Origin of the sequence: Pseudomonas sp. NKUCC02_KPG (genome assembly GCF_019345465.1) — a bacterium.
In the GTDB taxonomy this organism is placed as follows: Bacteria; Pseudomonadota; Gammaproteobacteria; order Pseudomonadales; family Pseudomonadaceae; genus Aquipseudomonas.
Genome location: NZ_JAHKRC010000003.1, coordinates 284,109 through 302,793, shown reverse-complemented (window position 1 = coordinate 302,793; position 18,685 = coordinate 284,109). Strand labels below are relative to the sequence as shown.

16 protein-coding genes are annotated in these 18,685 nt (G+C 62.0%); 11 read left to right on the top strand and 5 right to left on the bottom strand.

Annotated elements, in window-relative coordinates; all coding sequences use genetic code 11:
* The first annotated feature begins 238 nt into the window (after positions 1-238).
* From KO536_RS06015 to KO536_RS05965, 11 genes are all read left to right on the top strand, one after another.
* A complete protein-coding gene (locus KO536_RS06015; RefSeq protein ID WP_219261425.1) occupies positions 239-595 on the top strand; it encodes a hypothetical protein in 357 nt (118 codons plus the stop codon).
* A 35-nt stretch (positions 596-630) separates the two neighbouring features.
* A complete protein-coding gene (locus tag KO536_RS06010; RefSeq protein ID WP_219261424.1) occupies positions 631-1,377 on the top strand; it encodes an amidohydrolase family protein in 747 nt (248 codons plus the stop codon).
* A gap of 367 nt (positions 1,378-1,744) precedes the next feature.
* On the top strand, positions 1,745-2,704 hold the full coding sequence (locus KO536_RS06005) for a MoxR family ATPase (RefSeq protein ID WP_016780594.1): 960 nt from the start codon (positions 1,745-1,747) through the stop codon (positions 2,702-2,704).
* Between the two features lie 3 nt (positions 2,705-2,707).
* Complete coding sequence (locus KO536_RS06000; protein WP_095023509.1) at positions 2,708-3,652, top strand: DUF58 domain-containing protein; 945 nt, start codon at positions 2,708-2,710, stop codon at positions 3,650-3,652.
* On the top strand, positions 3,649-4,143 hold the full coding sequence (locus KO536_RS05995) for a DUF4381 domain-containing protein (protein ID WP_095023508.1): 495 nt from the start codon (positions 3,649-3,651) through the stop codon (positions 4,141-4,143). Before KO536_RS06000 ends, KO536_RS05995 begins: the two co-directional genes overlap by 4 nt.
* On the top strand, positions 4,136-5,212 hold the full coding sequence (locus KO536_RS05990) for a VWA domain-containing protein (protein ID WP_133078376.1): 1,077 nt from the start codon (positions 4,136-4,138) through the stop codon (positions 5,210-5,212). The genes KO536_RS05995 and KO536_RS05990 overlap by 8 nt, the downstream gene beginning before the upstream one ends.
* On the top strand, positions 5,209-6,942 hold the full coding sequence (locus tag KO536_RS05985; protein ID WP_219261423.1) for a VWA domain-containing protein: 1,734 nt from the start codon (positions 5,209-5,211) through the stop codon (positions 6,940-6,942). The genes KO536_RS05990 and KO536_RS05985 overlap by 4 nt, the downstream gene beginning before the upstream one ends.
* Positions 6,939-8,573: a BatD family protein gene (locus tag KO536_RS05980; protein ID WP_095023505.1), complete on the top strand. Its 1,635-nt coding sequence runs from the start codon at positions 6,939-6,941 to the stop codon at positions 8,571-8,573. The genes KO536_RS05985 and KO536_RS05980 overlap by 4 nt, the downstream gene beginning before the upstream one ends.
* Before the next feature lie 66 nt (positions 8,574-8,639).
* Positions 8,640-9,881: an exonuclease SbcCD subunit D C-terminal domain-containing protein gene (locus tag KO536_RS05975; protein ID WP_219261422.1), complete on the top strand. Its 1,242-nt coding sequence runs from the start codon at positions 8,640-8,642 to the stop codon at positions 9,879-9,881.
* On the top strand, positions 9,878-13,519 hold the full coding sequence (locus KO536_RS05970) for an AAA family ATPase (protein ID WP_219261421.1): 3,642 nt from the start codon (positions 9,878-9,880) through the stop codon (positions 13,517-13,519). Before KO536_RS05975 ends, KO536_RS05970 begins: the two co-directional genes overlap by 4 nt.
* A complete protein-coding gene (locus KO536_RS05965; RefSeq protein ID WP_219261420.1) occupies positions 13,516-14,103 on the top strand; it encodes a glutathione S-transferase in 588 nt (195 codons plus the stop codon). Before KO536_RS05970 ends, KO536_RS05965 begins: the two co-directional genes overlap by 4 nt.
* Before the next feature lie 109 nt (positions 14,104-14,212).
* Here KO536_RS05965 and KO536_RS05960 read toward each other — a convergent pair whose 3' ends face one another.
* From KO536_RS05960 to KO536_RS24230, 5 genes are all read right to left on the bottom strand, one after another.
* Positions 14,213-14,386, bottom strand: a complete 174-nt coding sequence (locus KO536_RS05960) for a hypothetical protein (protein ID WP_162837101.1) — start codon at positions 14,384-14,386, stop codon at positions 14,213-14,215.
* A 141-nt stretch (positions 14,387-14,527) separates the two neighbouring features.
* The gene (locus KO536_RS05955) at positions 14,528-15,700 is read right to left on the bottom strand and encodes a lactonase family protein (RefSeq protein ID WP_219261419.1); all 1,173 of its coding nucleotides are present in this window, start codon (positions 15,698-15,700) and stop codon (positions 14,528-14,530) included.
* Positions 15,690-15,989, bottom strand: a complete 300-nt coding sequence (locus KO536_RS05950; RefSeq protein ID WP_095023500.1) for a DUF5629 family protein — start codon at positions 15,987-15,989, stop codon at positions 15,690-15,692. Before KO536_RS05950 ends, KO536_RS05955 begins: the two co-directional genes overlap by 11 nt.
* 105 nt (positions 15,990-16,094) lie before the next feature.
* A complete protein-coding gene (locus KO536_RS24235) occupies positions 16,095-17,378 on the bottom strand; it encodes a hemagglutinin repeat-containing protein (RefSeq protein WP_374105693.1) in 1,284 nt (427 codons plus the stop codon).
* Entirely contained in the window at positions 17,368-18,672 is a 1,305-nt protein-coding gene (locus KO536_RS24230; protein WP_374105692.1) for a hemagglutinin repeat-containing protein, read from the bottom strand. The genes KO536_RS24235 and KO536_RS24230 overlap by 11 nt, the downstream gene beginning before the upstream one ends.
* Positions 18,673-18,685 lie beyond the last annotated feature (13 nt).

The window sequence follows — 18,685 nt, the reverse complement described above, 5'->3', positions numbered from 1 at the left end:
CTGCTTACGGTGCGGCGACATATTCGGTCATCGGGACGCAACCTCACGTGCTGTCAGGAAATAACCCTAGCATTCACAAGCGAAAAACCTTCATAGAAGCACCGTACTTTCTCAAGTCAGTCTCAGAAATAACTGACCATTTGCCCTGTTGCGCCATTCCCGCATGCACAAATCGGTTGAGACTGGCAAAATCCGCCCCTGTTCGACTTGCCCGCGCCCAGAGCGCCAGGAACTCCCCATGCAAATGACCACCGACCACCTGCTTGCCAACCCGTGCGACGACGAAGAAGACAACATGGCCATGCTGTGTTGCCACACTGACAGCGGCGAAATGTTCCTGATGACCCGCTACCCCGACGAAGACGAGCTGGAAATCACCCTTGAGGACGAGCCTTCGACACTGGACGGCATCAAGGTCACCTTGAGCCCTACCCGCCTGTTGATCGAAATCGGCGCGGGCGATACAGACGTGCTCAAGGGCGACGACCACCTGGAAATCCGCCACAACACGGCAGCCGCAGACCTGGCAGAAGTCGAAGAAACCTTGCAGAACATCCTCAGGGGCACCGGTACCTACGTCAGCGAACTGGGCTAACCCCCTCCACCTGAGACCCCAAAGGTATCAACCGGATGCTCCCGATCTTCGACGCCCACTGCCACATCATCGACGGCGCTTACCCGCTAGTGCCCAACAACGGCTACCTGCCTGATTTTTTCAGTGTCCCTGACTACCTGATACGGGCAGAACCGCTGGGCATCGTCGGCGGGGCAGTGGTTTCGGGGTCCTTTCAGGGGTTTGATCAGACTTACCTGATCGCTGCGTTAAAACGTTTAGGCCCCGGCTTCGTGGGCGTCACCCAGCTTGCAGCCAGCGTTACTGATGAGCAGTTGCACACCTTGCACCTGCACGGCGTGCGCGCCCTGCGCTTCAACCTCAAGCGCGGCGGATCAGAGCAGCTCGACCAGCTCGAATTCCTGGCCAGGCGGGTACATGAGCAAGTCGGCTGGCACTCGGAGCTGTATATCGATTCTCGCGAATTGTCCGGCATTGAGGCCCGGCTGCGCCGATTGCCAGCACTGAGCATCGATCATCTGGGACTGAGCCGCGAAGGGCTGCCCTGCCTGCTTCGCCTTGCCGAGCAGGGTGTACGCATCAAGGCCTGCGGATTTGGCCGGGTTGATTTTGATGTCCCACCCGTGTTGCAACAGATACACAGTGCCAACCCCAACGCCCTGATGTTTGGCACCGACCTGCCCTCAACCCGGGCACCTCGGGCTTTTGCAGACAGCGACATTGCCTTGCTGATCGACGCACTGGGCGAAGACGGCGCCCGGCAAGCCCTGTGGCACAACGCCCGGGCATTTTATGGGCTGTAGCCGTTGCGACCGCTTCGCGATCGATCGCAGCCTCGCGGAGCTCGTCAGCGACTACAGATTCGTCGCCTACCCCGCACCGTAGTCGCTGACGAGTAGAACGAGGCTGCGTCAGGTTTGGTGCGCCACTGCGACGAAGCAGTCGTAAAACCGGCCACCATGGTTCATCAGGCAAACCGCGCGCACCCCGTTTTATCTTCCATTCACCCACCCAGATGCGCACCATTCTCAACAACAGCATGCTTTTCCGAATTTTCCTACAAAAAGCCCCACCGCCATTAGTCCGCAGCGCCCTCAATGGATTAAAGTAACGCCCCCAGCCCCGGTGTAATTCTTGCGCCGCCGGTGTCCTTTTCAGGAACAGTCATCGATGGAACATCGTGAAGCGCTGCTTGCGCTGCGAACCTTTCTCTCAACGCAGATCCTCGGTCAGGAAAAGTTGATCGATCGCCTGCTGATCGCGTTGCTCGCAGACGGCCACATGCTCGTCGAAGGCGCACCGGGTCTGGCCAAGACCAAGGCCATCAAAGAACTGGCCGAGGGCATTGAAGCGCAGTTCCATCGTATCCAGTTCACCCCCGACCTGCTGCCAGCCGACATCACCGGCACCGAGATCTATCGCCCCGAAACCGGCAGCTTCGTGTTTCAACAAGGGCCGATTTTTCACAACCTGGTGCTGGCGGATGAAATCAATCGTGCGCCGGCCAAAGTGCAATCGGCCTTGCTTGAAGCCATGGCCGAGCGCCAGGTCAGCGTCGGGCGCAGCACCTACGAGTTGTCGCCGCTGTTTCTGGTCATGGCCACGCAAAACCCCATCGAGCAGGAAGGCACTTACCCGCTACCCGAAGCCCAGCTCGACCGCTTCCTGATGCACGTCAAAATTGGCTTTCCGGACGCTGCCGTCGAACGCCGCATCCTGCAACAGGCCCGTGGCGAAGCCCTCAACGGTGAAACCAAGCCCGAGCGCCGGGTCAGCCAGCAGGCCATTTTTGCTGCGCGCAAGGAAATCCTCGGCCTGTACATGGCCGATGCGGTGGAGGAATACCTCGTACAGCTGGTGATGGCGACCCGTACCCCCGGCAAGTTCGACCCCGAAATGGCGGAATGGATTGCCTACGGCGCCAGCCCCCGTGGCTCGATCGCCCTCGATCGCTGTGCTCGGGCCCACGCCTGGCTGGCCGGACGCGACTTCGTCAGCCCCGAAGACATTCAGGCCGTGCTGTTTGACGTGCTGCGCCATCGCATCATCCTGTCATTCGAAGCCGAGGCCGCCGGTATCGACCAGGACCGCGTGGTACAGCGCATCCTCGACGTCGTTGCCGTTGCCTGACCGATGAACAACCCCCTGCCCGCCGAACCCGGTATCCGCGTCACGCTCGCCGAACTGATCGAGATGCGCCATCGGGTACGCGAAGTGCAACTGTTCTCCTCCCCCAGCCAGCGCAGCCCGCTGGTGGGGTTGCATCACTCGAAATTGCGCGGGCGCGGGGTCGACTTCGATCAGGTGCGGGTCTACCAGGCCGGGGACGATGTGCGCACCATCGACTGGCGCGTGACAGCTCGCACCCAGGAACCGCACACCAAAATGTTCCATGAGGAACGCGAGCGGCCGATCTTTATCCTGGCCGAGCAAAGCCGACGGCTGTTTTTCGGCTCGGGGCTGATGTTCAAGTCGGTGCTCGCCGCCCAGGCTGCCAGCCTGATCGGCTGGGCCGCACTGGGTCACAACGACCGCGTCGGCGGGCTGGTGTTTGGCGACCACGAACACTACGAAATCAAACCCCGGCGCAGCAAGCAAAGCCTGCTGCAATTGCTCAACCGGCTCGTGCGGGTCAATCAGTCACTGCACACCGACGTGCAATCGGACCGCGATGCCCTGGGCATGGCGCTGATCCGCGCCCGTGAAGTGCTGCGCCCCGGCAGCCTGGTGATCGTGATCTGTGATGAGCGGGGCCTCACCGACGCTGCCGAGCAGCAATTGAGCCTGCTATCACGCCATTGCGACCTGATCCTGCTGCCGCTGTCCGACCCGCTGGATCACGCCCTTCCCGCTGCCGGGCTGTTGCGTTTTGCCGAGCGTGGCGCCCAACTGGAACTCGACACCCTCAATTATGATTTGCGCCAGGCCTACCGCGCCCAGGCCGAGGCCCGGATTGCCCGCTGGGAACTGCTGGCGCAAAAGCTGCGGGTTTTACTCATGCCCCTGAGCACCCAAAGTGAAATGGTCGAGCAACTGCGTGAATACCTGAACGCCAAGCGTCCCGGCAAAACCTCATGAAAGAACTCGAACAGCTGCAACCCCTGATCACGCCCCCGGCGATTGGCTTCTGGCCGCCAGCGCCGGGCTGGTGGTTGCTGCTCATCATACTGCCCGCGCTGGGCTGGGGACTGTGGTGGTTGCGCCGCTACCTGCCCGCCAAACGCCAGCCGGGCCGTACCGAACAACCCCTGGACCCGGTGCGCCTGGCCGCCCTTGAAGAACTGGCGCGTTTTCCAAAACCTTACGACGGCGCGCCCGCAGGCGCCTGGCTGCAACAGCTCAACGGCCTGCTCAAGCGCCTGTGCCGCAACCATTACCCCTACAGCCAAAGTCACACACTCAATGGTCGCAAGTGGCTGGCGTTCCTCGACAACCGTTGCCCGGCTGCCGGGTTGACGCGCTGGATGGTACTGGTTGAAGGCGCCTACAAGCCCGAGTGCAAGCTCGACGACAAAGCCATCGCCGGACTCAATCAAGCGGTTGAGACCTGGATTCGCAAACATGTTTGAATTTGCCTGGCCGTGGCTCTTCGCCCTGCTGCCCCTGCCCTGGCTGATGCGCCTGGTACTGCCGGCCGCCGACAGCGGTGAGGCTGCGCTGCAGATCAGCTTTCTGGGCGATCTCGAAGAACTGGCCCGGCGCAAGGCGCGAGCCACCCTGCCTTCGTGGCGCCAGCAAACCCCCTATGTGCTGCTCTGGCTGTTGCTGTTGACCGCCGCTGCCCGCCCGCAATGGCTGGGTGAGCCGCTGCCCATTGCCGCCAGTGGCCGCGACCTGCTGGTTGCGGTAGATGTCTCGGGCTCGATGGACTACCCGGATATGCAATGGCAAGGCGAAGACGTCAGCCGTCTGGATCTGGTCAAAAGCCTGCTCGGCGACTTTCTGGAAAAACGTGAGGGTGATCGCGTGGGGCTGATCCTGTTCGGCAGCCAGGCCTACCTGCAAGCGCCCCTGACTTTCGACCGGCGCACTGTGCGCACCTGGCTCGACGAAGCGCGCATCGGCATCGCGGGCAAGAACACCGCCATCGGTGACGCGATTGGCCTGGCCCTCAAACGCTTGCGCCAGCGTCCTGCACAAAGCCGGGTGCTGATCCTGATAACCGACGGGGCCAACAATGGCGGCCAGATCGACCCGCTGACCGCCGCCCGCCTTGCCGCCGAGGAAGGCGTGAAAATCTACCCCATCGGGATTGGCGCCGACCCGGAAGAAAGCAGCAGCAAAGGCATGTTCACCATCAACCCCGGAGTGGACCTTGATGAACCGGCGCTTGAAGAGATCGCCAAAGTCACCGGCGGCCAGTACTTCCGTGCCCGAGACGGCGGTGAACTGTCAGCCATCAAGGACACCCTCGACCAACTTGAACCCGTGGCCCAGCAACCCACCCAGGCACGCCCGGCACAGGCACTCTACAGCTGGCCATTGGCGGCAGCCCTGCTGCTGAGCGTGCTGCTGGTGATCCGCGAGCTGTGGCCCAACAACCCTGTACAACGCTGGCTGAGCAAGGAGCATTTTTTGCAGCAACATCCTGACTGGCGCGCACGGCTCAAACGCCTGCGTCTGCGCAGGCGCCGATGAGCGCGCTCTGGCCCCACTGGTTTCGCCCCGAATGGCTGCTTGTCCTGCCGCTGCTCGGCTGGCTGCTATGGAAACGCTGGCACCGTGAAAAACGCGCAGGCCGCTGGCAGATGATCCTGCCGGTGGCGTTTCATCGCGTATTGCTCAGCGGCGGTAATGGCCGTAACAGCAAGCTGCCCTGGATTACCCTGGGCCTCGGCTGGCTGCTGGCTGTACTGGCGTTGCTGGGGCCCAGCTGGCAAAGGGTTGAGCAGTCCACACAAAAGCCCGCCGACCCGCTGGTCGTCATGCTGGAACTGACCCCGAGCATGCTCGCCACCGACAGTTCGCCCAACCGTCTGGAGCAGGCGCGACGCAAGATCTATGACCTGCTGCAAAACCGTACCGATGCGCAAACTGCCGTGATCGTCTACGCCGGCAGTGCCCACACGCTGGTGCCGCTGTCCGATGACCTGGCCACCAGCCGCAACCTGCTTGAAGCCCTCAAGCCGTCGATCATGCCGCAACCGGGCCATCGTGCCGATCTTGCGGTCACCAAGGCCCTTGAGCTGCTCGATCAGGGCTCTCTGGGTGAGGGGCGCCTGCTGTTGATCACCTCATCGCTCAGCGACCAGGAACGCAGCGGCATCCGCCAGGCCCTGAATGGTCATGCCCCGCAACTGCTGATACTCGGCGTGGGCAGTCGCGAAGGCGCCCCCGTGGTCGACGAAGGCGGGCAGTTTCTCAAGGACGATCAGGGCGCCATTCTCCTGCCGCGCCTGGACAGCCCAAGCCTGCGGGCATTTGCCCTGGATGTGGACGGACGCTATCGCCAGGCACGCCTGGATGACAACGACTTGCGCGGCCTGGGCCTGCTCGACGGCCCAGCGCATCTGCGCGATGACGGCCAGACCCTGCATCTGGACGCCTGGTCTGACCAGGGTTACTGGCTGCTGCTCCCGCTTCTGTTGCTGGTGGCCTGTGCCGGACGGCGTGGCTGGCTGTTCTGCCTGCCCTTGCTGTTCATGCTGGCACCCCAGCCCGGCTACGCCATGAGCTTTACCGACCTCTGGTTGCGCCCCGACCAACAGGGCGTACGCCTGCTGCAGCAAAAAAAACCATTGCAGGCACTCGAACACTTCAGCGATCCGCTCTGGCAAGGCGTGGCGCTGTACCAGGCGGGCGACTACGCCGGTGCAGCCCTGCGTTTTGCCGAGGTCAACAGCGCCAGCGCGCACTATAATCGCGGCAATGCACTGGCCATGAATGACGAGCTGGAAGCCGCCATCGATGCCTATGAACAGGCACTCGAGCTGCAACCCGAGCTTCAGGCCGCCGCGCAAAACAAAGCCCTCGTCGAGCAAATACTGGAACAACAGCGCGCTGAGGCCCAGGCAAAAGCCGAACAGACACCCGAGCCGCCACCTGCGCCAGCCGAATCGCAAAACCCGCTCAGCACCAGTGCCCAGGGCGCGTCCAGCACCACGGGGCAAAATGAGGACAACAACTCGGCCGCCACCCCCACCACCGAAGCGCCCCCGGACGAGCCGCTCAACCCCGGCGCCGAAGCCGACGGTCAGCCCGGTGACGAACAGACCACGCGCCCGCCGGTACCGGCCGCCAAACAGACCGGCGAAGAACAGCGCCAGGCACTGGAGCAATGGCTCAGACAGATTCCCGACAACCCCAGCGAATTGTTGCGACGCAAATTCTGGTACGAACAGCAGCAACATCAGGACACGCCTAAATGAACCGCCTCTGCGTTTTGCTTCTTTTGCTGTGTTGCTGGACCCTGCCGGCCCATGCCGGCGGCCTGGTTGCCAGCGTTGACCGGGACCAGCTCAGCTCCGGTGAAACCGTCGAGCTGACACTGGAGTCCACCGACGTCACCCAGTTTGGCAAGCCCGACCTGACACCACTGGACAACGGGTTTGAAGTGCGCGGCACGCGCCAGGTCAACCAACTGACCAGTCTCAGTGATGACAACAAAGCCACTACCCGCTGGATCATCACCCTGCAACCCAAACAAACCGGCACCGTGACGATCCCGGCACTGCAAGTCGGTGAATACCACAGCCAGCCGATCAACCTGACCGTGACCCAGAGCGTGGCCAGCGACAACGAACTGGCCCCGGTTTTTATTGAAGTCAGTCTGGACCAGCCCAGCGTCTACGTGCAGGCCCAGGCCCTGCTGACCCTGCGCGTCTACCATTCCGTGGCGCTCTACGACGACAGCAGCCTGACCCCGCTGCACATTGACGACGCCATCGTCGAGCAACTGGGCGAGTCGCGCACCTATGAAAAGTTGATCAATGGCGTACGCCACGGCGTGATCGAGCGCCGCTACGGAATCTACCCCCAGCGCAGCGGCGAACTGCTGATTCCGGCACAAACCTTCAGTGCCACCCAGGTCGACAGCCAGCAATCCACGGCCCCCGCTCCCCTTGGGCCCAAGCCTGGAAAGCTGCTGCACGTGACCTCCACCGAGATCCCGCTGACCGTCCTGCCCAAGCCCGAGACCTATCCACCCAATGCCCCGTGGTTGCCAGCCCGAAGCCTGAGCATGAGCGAAACCTGGAACCCCGAGCCTGACCATACGCTGGTGGGTGACTCCCTGACCCGAACCCTCACCCTCAAGGCTGAAGGCCTGTCCAGCGCCCAGTTGCCGCCCCTGCCTGCCACTGACGTCAACGGCTTGCGGCGCTACCCGGACTTGCCGCAGTTGAGCAATCAAGTCACCGAAAACGGCCTGATCGGCAGCCGCGAAGAGCGCGAGGCGCTGGTGCCGACACGGGTTGGCCAGATCGAATTACCCGCCGTCGAAGTGGTGTGGTGGAACACCCACGAAGACCATCTGGAGCGGACCTACCTGCCCGCCCGCACCCTGCTGGCAGCAGCCAACCCCAACCTTGCGGTGGACACGCCCGTCAGCGGTGCCGTGGCAGCCATGAGCGAAGAATCGTCGCTGTGGATCTGGCAGCTCAGCACCCTGTTTCTGGCCTGCACCACCCTGGCGAGTCTGGGCTTGTGGTGGCGTGCCCGCTGGCAGCCTGCAATCTTGCGTGCAGCGCAAACCGGGCCCAGCCCGCGCACCCTGCTCGACGACCTTAAACGCGCTTGCCTGGCCAACGACCCCCACGCCACACGCCAGGCACTCGATGCCTGGGCGCGGCAACAACCCGAAACCCTGGCCGACATGGCCGCGCGTTTCGTGTTGCTGTCCGATGCCCTCGATGGCCTCAACGGCGCGCTGTACAGCGAAACCGGCCAGTACTGGCAAGGCGAAGAGCTGTGGAAGGCCATTCGCAGCATTCCGGCTACCGAGCGCGAGCAAGACGCCGCCAGCGAGCCAAGCAGCCTGCCGCCGCTCTACCCCAAATAAATTTCCAGGCAACCCGAGGACCGCCCGAGCGAGCGGGTTGCCAACCCCTTTAAAACGGATTCTGTTATGCGCCTGTTTCACACCTCCGACTGGCACCTGGGGCAAAACCTCCACGGCCAGGACCGCGACTTCGAACACGCCTGTTTTCTTGCCTGGCTACTGACACAGCTCAGTGAGCAGCAGCCGGACGTACTGCTGATTGCCGGTGATATCTTTGACACCGTCAACCCGCCGGTAAAAGCCCAGGAACGGCTCTACGACTTTATCGTCAGCGCCCATGAGCAACAGCCGAAACTGACCATCGTGATGATTGCCGGCAACCACGACTCCGGCTCGCGCATCGAACTGCCCGCGCCCTTGATGCGCCGTTTACGCACCCATGCACTGGGGCGCGTGCTGTGGCTCGACGATGGCCAGCTCGACGCCGAACGCCTGCTGATCCCCTTGCCCGATGCCAGCGGTGAAACCGCTGCCTGGTGCCTGGCGCTGCCCTTTCTGCGCCCTGCAGAAGTCACCGGAGCGCACCTGGGTGATGACTACCTGCGCGGCATCGGCCAGGTCCACGAGTGGCTGATTGAAGCCGCCAACGCCAAGCGCACGCCGGGTCAGGCCCTGATTGCCATCAGCCACGCCCACATGGCGGGCGGTTCGGTGTCCGAAGACTCCGAGCGCAGCCTGATTATCGGCAACGCCGAAGCCCTGCCCGCCAGCCTGTTCGGGCCGAGCATCAGCTACGTTGCCCTGGGCCATTTGCACAAGCCACAACGGGTCAACGGCGAGGAGCGGATCCGCTACTGCGGCTCACCGATTCCGTTGTCATTCTCTGAAATCGGCTATCAACACCAGATTCTCGACGTGACACTGGAGGGCGAAACCCTGGTCAGCGTCGAGCCGCTACTGATCCCGCGCGCGATCAATCTGCAACGCATTGGCCCACTGCCCCTGGCTGACATCCTCACCCAACTGGCCGACCTGCCGGACACCGACCTGCTGGCCGATACCCAGCGCCAGCCGTGGCTCGAAGTGCGGGTCAAGCTCGACGAACCGCAGCCCGATTTGCGCCAGCAAATCGAAACCGCACTGCAGGGTAAATCCGTGCGCCTGGTGCGCATCTCGGCCGAATATGCTGGCAGCGGCAGCCGTGCCTCGGACGACGACGCGCGCCTGATCGAACTGGACCAACTGACACCCCAGGAACTGTTCAGCCGAGCCTGGCAAGACAACTACGGCAGTGAAGCCGACGAACAAACCCTCAAGGACTTTGCCGTGCTGCTGCAAGAAGTTCAGCTGGAAGGTGAACAGCCATGAGAATCCTCGCCATTCGCCTGAAAAACCTCGCCTCACTGGCCGGGCCCTTTGAGCTGGATTTCACCGCCGAGCCCCTGGCCAGTGCCGGGTTGTTTGCGATCACCGGCCCCACCGGCGCCGGCAAAAGCACCCTACTCGACGCCCTGTGCCTGGCCCTGTTTGGGGCTGTGCCGCGACTCAACAACACGGGGCGCGATGCAAAAGTACCGGATGCCGATGGCGAAATTGCCACCGGCGACCCGCGCACATTACTGCGCCGTGGCACTGGTGAAGGCTATGCCGAAGTCGATTTTGTCGGCATCGACGGCCGCCGCTACCGCGCCCGCTGGGAAGCCAACCGTGCTCGCGAAAAAGCCACCGGCAAGTTGCAAGCCAGTCGCCAAAGCCTGCGCGACCTGGACAACGATCAACTGCTGGCGAGCCAGAAAGGCGATTACAAAGTCCAGCTGGAAGCGCGACTGGGGCTCAATTTCGAGCAATTCACCCGTGCCGTGATGCTGGCCCAGAGTGAGTTCAGCGCCTTTCTCAAGGCCGATGACAACGAGCGCAGCGAACTGCTGGAAAAGCTCACCGACACCGCGCTCTACACCCGCCTGGGCAAGCGCGCATTCGACAAGGCCAAAGAGGCCAGGGACGCACACAAGCAACTGCAGGACCAGGCCGTCGGTGTCACGCCTCTTGAGCCCCAGGCCCGTGCCGAACTGGATCAACAGTTCAACGACGCGCAGCAGCAGCTAAAGAACCAGCAAGGCCAGCTCAAGCAGCTGGAGATGCAACACACCTGGCTCAAAACCCTGGGCGAACTGCAAGAGCAGCAACTCAGCGCTGCGGAGCAATTACAGCAAGCGCAAACCCTGTGGGACAGCCAGGCCACCCAGCGCCAGACCCTGCACCTGCTCGAACAACTGGCACCACAACGTCATCAGTTTGCCCGCCTGGCCGAGCTGGAAGGGCAACTGAGCCCATTGGCCGGGCACATCAACGCCCATCTTGCTCAACAGGCCGAACTGGGCCAGCGCCAGACCCGCCTTGAAGCAGAGCTGCAAACCGCCCGCCTGGCTACAACCCAGGCCCAGGCCCTTCAGCGCGAATGCGCGCCCCAGGTGCAGCAGGCCCTTCTGGAGCAGGCCAACCTTGACCGCCTGACCCAGGCCCTCAACACCCAACAAACCCTCCAGCAGCAGGCCGAACAGGCGTGCGTCGAAGGGCAACTGGCGCTCAACACGCTGCTTGAGCGCCAGCAACAAGGCGCTGAGCGGCTTGTACTCATCACCACCCAGCTCGAACACAGCAATGCCCTCGCACCACTGGCCAGCGCCTGGGACGCCTATCGCCCAAGGCTTCAGCAACTGGTGCGGTTGAGCAATAACCTGAGCACCGGCCGCAAGGAACTGCCGGGGCTTGAACAGCGGGCCCTGCAGGCCACGCAGGAACTGACCGGGTTGCGCGACAGCCTGGAAATCTTGTTCCAGGAAGCCGGCGCAGAACCCCACGCGGTCAACGAGCAAATCCAGACCCTGGGCAGCCTGCTGCAAGACAACCGTCAGCAACAGCGGGCCTATGAAGACCTGCAGCGCCTGTGCAGCAGTCAGCAGGCGCTCGATAGCCGCCTGCACGAACTGCAACTCAAGCAACAGGAGGTGCAGCAGGAGCGCGAGCGCCTGAGCCAGCAAGGCATCAAGGCCAAAGCCGACCTTGAAGTGGCTGAGCAAACCTTGCAGGTCACCCGCCAACTGCTGGAGCGTCAGCGCGTGGCCCGTAGCGCCAGCGTCGAGGAACTGCGCGGGCAGTTGCAGGATGACCAGCCCTGCCCGGTGTGCGGCAGCGCCGAGCATCCGTATCATCAGCCTGAAACCTTGCTGCACAGCCTGTCCCGCCATGATGAGCAGGAAGAAGCCAGTGCCCGCGCCGTAGTCGACGGGCTCAAGGAAACCCTCGCCCAGCTGCGGGAAAAAGTCGGTGGCCTGATCGCCCAGCAAAAAGAATTTTTGCTCCAGCAAGAGCGCATCCACCAAGAACAGCAAGCCCTCGCCCCGAGCCTTGAAGCGCATCCGCTCCACGAGCAATGGCTGGCACAGGACCCGGCCAAGCGTGAGCAATGGCTGACCCTGCGCCTGAATCAGTTGCAGCACAGCATCACCCAGGACGAACAGCGCCAGAACGCCCTGCTCGCCTTGCAGAAAGAAGCGGCCCACTTGCAGCAGCAAGTCCAGCGCTGCACCGAAGCCAGCCAGCTCGCCACCCAGCAGCTGGCTGAGCAGCAATTGCACCTCAATGCCGACACTCAGCGCCTTGAGGATGAACTCGACGAGTTTGCCAGCGTGCTGGCCCCGGCCACCCTCGACGCCCTGCGCGAAAACCCGTCCGCCTGCTTCATGGCCCTCGACCAGCAAGTGGCTGATCGTGTGGCCCAACTCGATCAGCAACGGGACGAACAGGCGGAGCAGGCTGAAAGAGCGAGCAGCATCGAGCGCGAGCAGTATCAGCAGGCCAATCGCAGCAAGGAACTGGACACCCTGCAGCACAGCGTCAAGGCGCTGGGCGAGCAGCAACAGGCCAGCCAGCACAGCCTCAAACAATGGCTGGGTGACTTCAGCAGCGCCGAGCAGTGGCAGCAAAGCCTCGAGCAGGCCGTCGAACGGGCCCGCACGGCCCAGACCCAGGCCGAACAAGCCCTGCAAGCTACCGCCAACCAGTTGCTCCAGCTCGCGACCGAGCTCAAGTCCGAGCAAGAGCGCCTGCACGCCCTGCAGCAAGAACACGACACCCTCAACGCTCAGCTCGCGCAATGGCGGGCACAGCACAGCGAGGTCGATGACAGTCGACTGCTGCACTTGCTGGCCCATGACGAAGCACAGGTACGCGAACTGCGCCTGCACCTGCAGAACAGCGAAAAAGCCGTCGAGCAAGCCCGGGTATTGCTGCAAGAACGCGAACAACGCCTGGCCCAACACCAGGCCCATGCCAATGGCAACCTGGACAGCGAGTCACTCAACATCGCCCTTGAGGCGTTGCACGCGCAACTGGCTGCCAGTGAGCAGCAATGTGCCGAACTACGTGCCCAACAGAGCGAGGATCAACGTCGTCAACAGGCCAATCAGGCATTGGCTCAACGCATCGCACTGGCCTATGACGAATGGCAGCGCTGGGCACGCCTCAGTGATCTGATCGGTTCCGGCACTGGCGACAAGTTCCGCAAAATCGCCCAGGCCTACAACCTCGACCTGTTGGTCCATCACGCCAACGCGCAGTTGCGCCAACTGGTCCGCCGTTATCGCCTCAAGCGCGGTGGCAGCATGCTCGGCCTGCTGGTGATGGACACCGAAATGGGCGACGAACTGCGCTCGGTGCATTCGCTTTCCGGCGGTGAAACCTTCCTGGTGTCACTGGCATTGGCCTTGGGCCTGGCCTCGATGGCCTCCAGCACATTGAAAATCGAATCACTGTTTATCGATGAAGGTTTTGGCAGCCTCGATCCCGAGTCCCTGCAACTGGCGATGGATGCACTGGACGGCCTGCAAGCCCAAGGGCGCAAGGTGGGGGTCATCTCCCACGTACAGGAGATGCACGAACGCATCCCGGTCCAGATCCAGGTAAAACGTCAAGGCAACGGTTTGAGCACCGTGGAGGTTAAATGACCGGGCATGTGCTGTATTCATTCCGCCGCTGCCCCTACGCCATGCGGGCGCGCATGGCCCTGCGCTACAGCGGCGTGCCGTTGTCGATTGTGGAGGTCAACCTGAAAGCCAAGCCAGCCGAAATGCTCGCTGCCTCACCCAAGGGTACGGTGCCGGTGCTGGTGTGTGCCGATGGCAGTGTGATCGAGCAAAGCCTGGACATCATGCACTGGGCGCTGGCCCGGCATGATCCGGATAACTGGTTGCAGCCGGGCTGCGCGGCATTGATCGAAGAAAACGACACCCGCTTCAAGGGGCTGCTGGACCGCTACAAATACGCCATTCGCTACCCTGAGCACCCGATGGAGTATTACCGGGCGCAAGGGGCAGAGTTTTTGCAGCGGCTGGAAGACGTGCTTGCGCGCTCGGCATACTTGGCCGGGCCAGCGTTGAGCCTGGCGGATGTAGCCCTGGCGCCGTTTGTGCGCCAGTTTGCCCATGTGGACCGCGACTGGTTTGAGCAAGCGCCCTACCCGCGCCTGAATGCCTGGCTGGAGCAGTTTTTGGCATCGGAACTGTTCAGTTCGGTGATGAAAAAACCCTGATAACTCCATGGTGGGAGCGGGCTTGCTCGCGATACAGGCACGGTGGTTCAGATACACCCCGTTGCCTTTATCGCGAGCAAGCCCGCTCCCACAGGAAAACAGGTGCCGCTCAGCTTCGGGTTTTATGATCCAGGGCCGCATAGAAATTGGCGCTTTGTTGCAGGTATTTTTGGGTGTAGGCCGCGGATTTCTTGTCACTGACCAGGGTGGTTGCGCTGGCAGGCAGGGCCACGGTGGCGGAGATGGCGCAAGCGGAAATCACGGAGAAAAGATTGAAATTCATGACGATAACCCTCGACGATTCAGTTGGCGTGCTTGCCTGTTAAGGCCGTGAAACCAACTTAACGCCAAGGGTCATCCTGAAGAAATTCATTGCAGCACTAGCGTCTATCAGCGGGATTGATGGACAGCTGCACGCCTTTGATTACGGGCGGTTGATAAATTTCAGATCGGACGGTGCATCCATTGCCAGGGTTTGTAGGGTCTTGCCCAACGTGCCGGTTTCAGGGTCGCGCTCCAGTACCACGATGGCATTGCTCATCTGGTTGGCGATCAACAAAAACTTGCCGTTGGGGCTCAGGGCAAACTCACGTGGGTGATCGCCATCCACCGAGCGACGCTGGATTTCAGTCAACTCGCCATTGCCCGGATTGATTGCAAACACCAGGATTTCATTGGCCTTGCCACGGTTGCTGACGTACAGGAACTTGCCGTCCTGTGAGGCATGCAATGCACCGGCTGCACGGTTTTGCGCGGGCATGCCGTGGGCCAGTTCCAGTGCCTGACGCTGCTTGAGTCGACCATTGTCATAGTCGAATACAAACACCTGGGCACTCATTTCAGTGGTCAGGTAAGCGTGTTTGCCGTCACCGGAAAACAGCAGGTGACGTGGCCCGCTACCTGCCGGCAGCGCTACAAAAGCCGGGTCGGCGGCCACCAGCGGATGATCCGGATTGGCTGCCGGTTCGTACCGGTAGACAAACACCTTGTCTGCACCCAGATCACTGGCGTAGACGAACTTGCCGTCCGGGGAGGACACCACCGAGTGCACGTGGGCGGACATCTGGCGCTCAGGATTGACCCGGCTGGCAGGATGACTGCTCATCTGGGTCACGGGTTGCAACTGACCTTCAGCATTGATCGGCAATACGGCAAGGCTGCCGCCAGGGTCGGCATGCACGCCGTAGTTGGCCACAAACAGATAGCGCCCATCCGCACTCAGGCTGGAATGGGTAGGCTCTTCACCCAGGGTCTTGACCTGGTTGATGAGGGTCAACTCGTTGGTTTTCGGGTCGATGGCAACGCTGCTGGCGCGACCGACGACATCGCTCTGGCCCTTGCCGTTTTCATTGACCACGAACAGACGGGTCTGGTCTTTGGACAAGGTCAGCCACGAAGGGTTGGCGGCCTTGAACACTTGCAGCGGCTCAGGGGTGATACGCCCTTTGGCGCTGTCAAACTGCAACCGGTAGATGCCCTGGCTTTTGCCCTGAGTGTAGGAGCCAACCAGCAACTCGACTTCATCCCGGGAATCGGCCTGGGCCGACATTGCACCCACGCTCAGAGCCATCAACACAGGTAAGGTTTTAAACTTCATCTTCAACCTCGACTTCATCGTCATCGTTGTTTGCACTCAAGGCGCTGAGGCAAACCAGACGGTGTTCACCGGAGTCGCCAACGAGGGTCCAGCTTTGCAGGGTGTCGTCAAAGACGCTGGCGTCGATCTGTTCAAGGGTGAACTTCCAGCGCTTTTCGGCTCGCCCGTCCATGCATTTGATGAGCAACTGCACATCGTCCAGAGAAAAATCCCAGGCATGCAGCCCGTCAATCACCAACATGTCGCTGGTTTCAAGGGCTGCGCGCAAGGTCTGGTTTGAATCGCTCATTAATCATTCACCTGTTGGAAAGGCGTAATGATAGGTCAAATCAGCGGTGCAACCCATCACCGTGACACGTGATTGCTCGGTTGTGGGCGCACCGGGCCCCTGACTTTAGTTTATGGCCTGGTCAATGTTGCCCTGTAACGACTCGCGCTCTTTGTTTTCACCCTTCAACAGATCACCGCCAACCGTGGCACCAGAGAGCCGCAGCCGTTCCTGCCCACGGAACGTCGCGACATGGGCCTCGCTGGCTGGCGAGTTGTCGGGCTGGTAGTCAAACTTCAGGTGGCCCTCAGGGGTCAGGTTGGTGCCCTCAGCGGTTTCCAGCGCCAACGAACCGCTGGCACTCAGCCCCATGGCGCTCTGGCTGCGGGTGTCAGTGGTTTGCTCCAGCGCCAGTTTGCCACCGGCATTGAGGTTGACTGAGCCCGCACCACCGTCGAAGTCGCCGGCTTCATAGCGGGCATCGCCTTGAGTGGCGATGCTCACCCCCTTGGCCCCGGCATAGCGGCCTGCTTGGGCCGTACTGGCGGCCTCCTGCGCCCGGTTGAACTCGCCCGAGCCGTTGGCGCGCACATTCACATCTTCCCCGGTCTTGGTGTAGACGCGCACGCCAACCTTGGCCGCTACGCCCTGCTCGCTGCGGCTGTGGGTGTCGATCGCGGCGCTGGCGTCATGGCTGCCCGCCTGGATGTTCAAGGCACCGTCGGTTGCACGGTATTGCGTGCCTTCATCCTGCAACTTGCCACCAACATTGACCTGTACCGTGGCGCCACTGAGCTGGCTGACCAGCGCCGTACTGTCCTGCTGCGCCTGCGTCTTGTTGTGATACCCCACCTGCCCGTCGAGCCCCACGCTGGCCAGCTCCACGCCGTCCATCAAAGCGGCCTGGGGCATCGTGCCCTTGACCAGGCCTTTGACGACTTTTTCCAGCGGATTGCTGAGGCCACTGATCTCGGCACTCACCCCCAGCCCGGCCTGCCAGCCGGTCTCGGTGTGGGAGCTGGACTCGGTGTTGCGTGCCGCCCGGTTGTCCACCCGGGCTGCATTGACCTGCAACCCTGAGCCGGCAACGATCCGGGAGCCCTCATTGACCAAGGTATTGTCAGCCTGCACCTGCACATTGCCGGTGGCTGTCACGTTGCTGGTTTTGGCCGTGGTCCGGTTGGCGTTGTCCTTACTGTCCTGGCGGACAAACTCCAGGCCACTGCCCACCTTGCCCAGACTTGCACTCCATACGATGCCACCCCCCGTGGTGACATCCCGGGTTTTGCTGTCGGTGCTGTCATGTGCCGCCAGCAGTTCGATGTTTTTGCCTTTGAGGTTCACATCGCCCCCGGTCGCGGCAAGGTCCGAGCCCTTGATGCTCACGTCGCCACCCGCGTTAACGGCCACGGATGCTGGCCCCCTGCTGCCGCGTTGTCTCGGTGACGTTGGTGTGCTGCTGATCCTTTAAACCTGCATCCACACGGTACTCATGGCTGCCGGGCGCGGTTTCTCTGGTGCTGGCAGTGAAACCACGGTTGTCGGTACGGGTGGTGTCCCGGGCGGTATTTTCAGCCGCAACGATCTTGATATCACCCTTGGCCTGTACTCCGGTTTCACCTGTTGCCGACACTGTAGAGCCGCTGACGGTAATGTCCCGTGCGCTTTGCAGCGTGAGGTTACTGTCCGAATGCAGGTCACTGGCGACGAGCGTGCGGTCGCTGTGGTCCTTGCGGCGTTCGTCATTGATCAGCGAGAAAAAACTGCTGTCCTTGTTATGACTGCTGTCGCGGGACGTGTCGTGGACGCCATCGATCACCAGCGAACCGGTATCGCTGATCACGCTGGCCTGGGTCCCGCCGCGCACCTGACTGGCGCTGATGTGCACATCGTCGGCCTTGACGATCAGCTTGCCACCGGCGTTGACCTGGCTACCGGTGTGCAGGGTTCTGTCCCCGTCACCCTCGCCCTGGCTGCCGAAGAAGCTGCCCCCCAGCAAATCGCCGGAATAGCGCGTGCCGGTGTGGCTCTGGCTGCGGCTGGCACTGGCGATCTCGACTTCACGGGCGCTGAGCCGGATATCGCCCGGGGTTTTCAACTCGGCCCCTTGCAACTGCAGTTTTTGCCCGCTGGCCAGCTCGATCGACTTGCCTGCCTTGAGGCTGCTGGCAACAGTGCGCTCATCATGGGTTGAGGTGTCCCAGCTTTCCTTCCATAGGTTTTTGCGGTGATTACCCTGGTCCCGGGTGTCATGGGTTTCAGTCGCGGCCACAAGACGCAGGTCTTTGCCGCTGTTGAGTCGCAGGGTATCGCCCGCCTCTACGTGGCTGCCCTTGAGCAGGGCGTCGGCGCCGGAAGACAGTGCGGCGTTTTGCCGGGCCGTGACCTGGGTACCGTGCTGGCGCGAGTCCTTGTCGGTGGTGGTGCGATCATAGGTTTCATAGGTCACAAAGAGCGCCTTGTTACTCCATTGATCCCGTTTTTCCTGAAGGGCCGTACTTTCCAGGCTGCTCAGGATCAGATTGCGACCCGCGTCGAGCTTGACGTTGCCCCCGCTGATATCGGCGCCCGCCAGTGTCACGTCTCTGGCGCCGTGCAGGTCGACATCGCCCCGGCTGCTGTGCACCCCGGCACGGGCGGCCTCAAGGCTGTTGGCGTGGGTCTGGCCGCTGATCTCGAGATCGCCCGCAGAGCGGATACTCACCCCGTCAGTACCT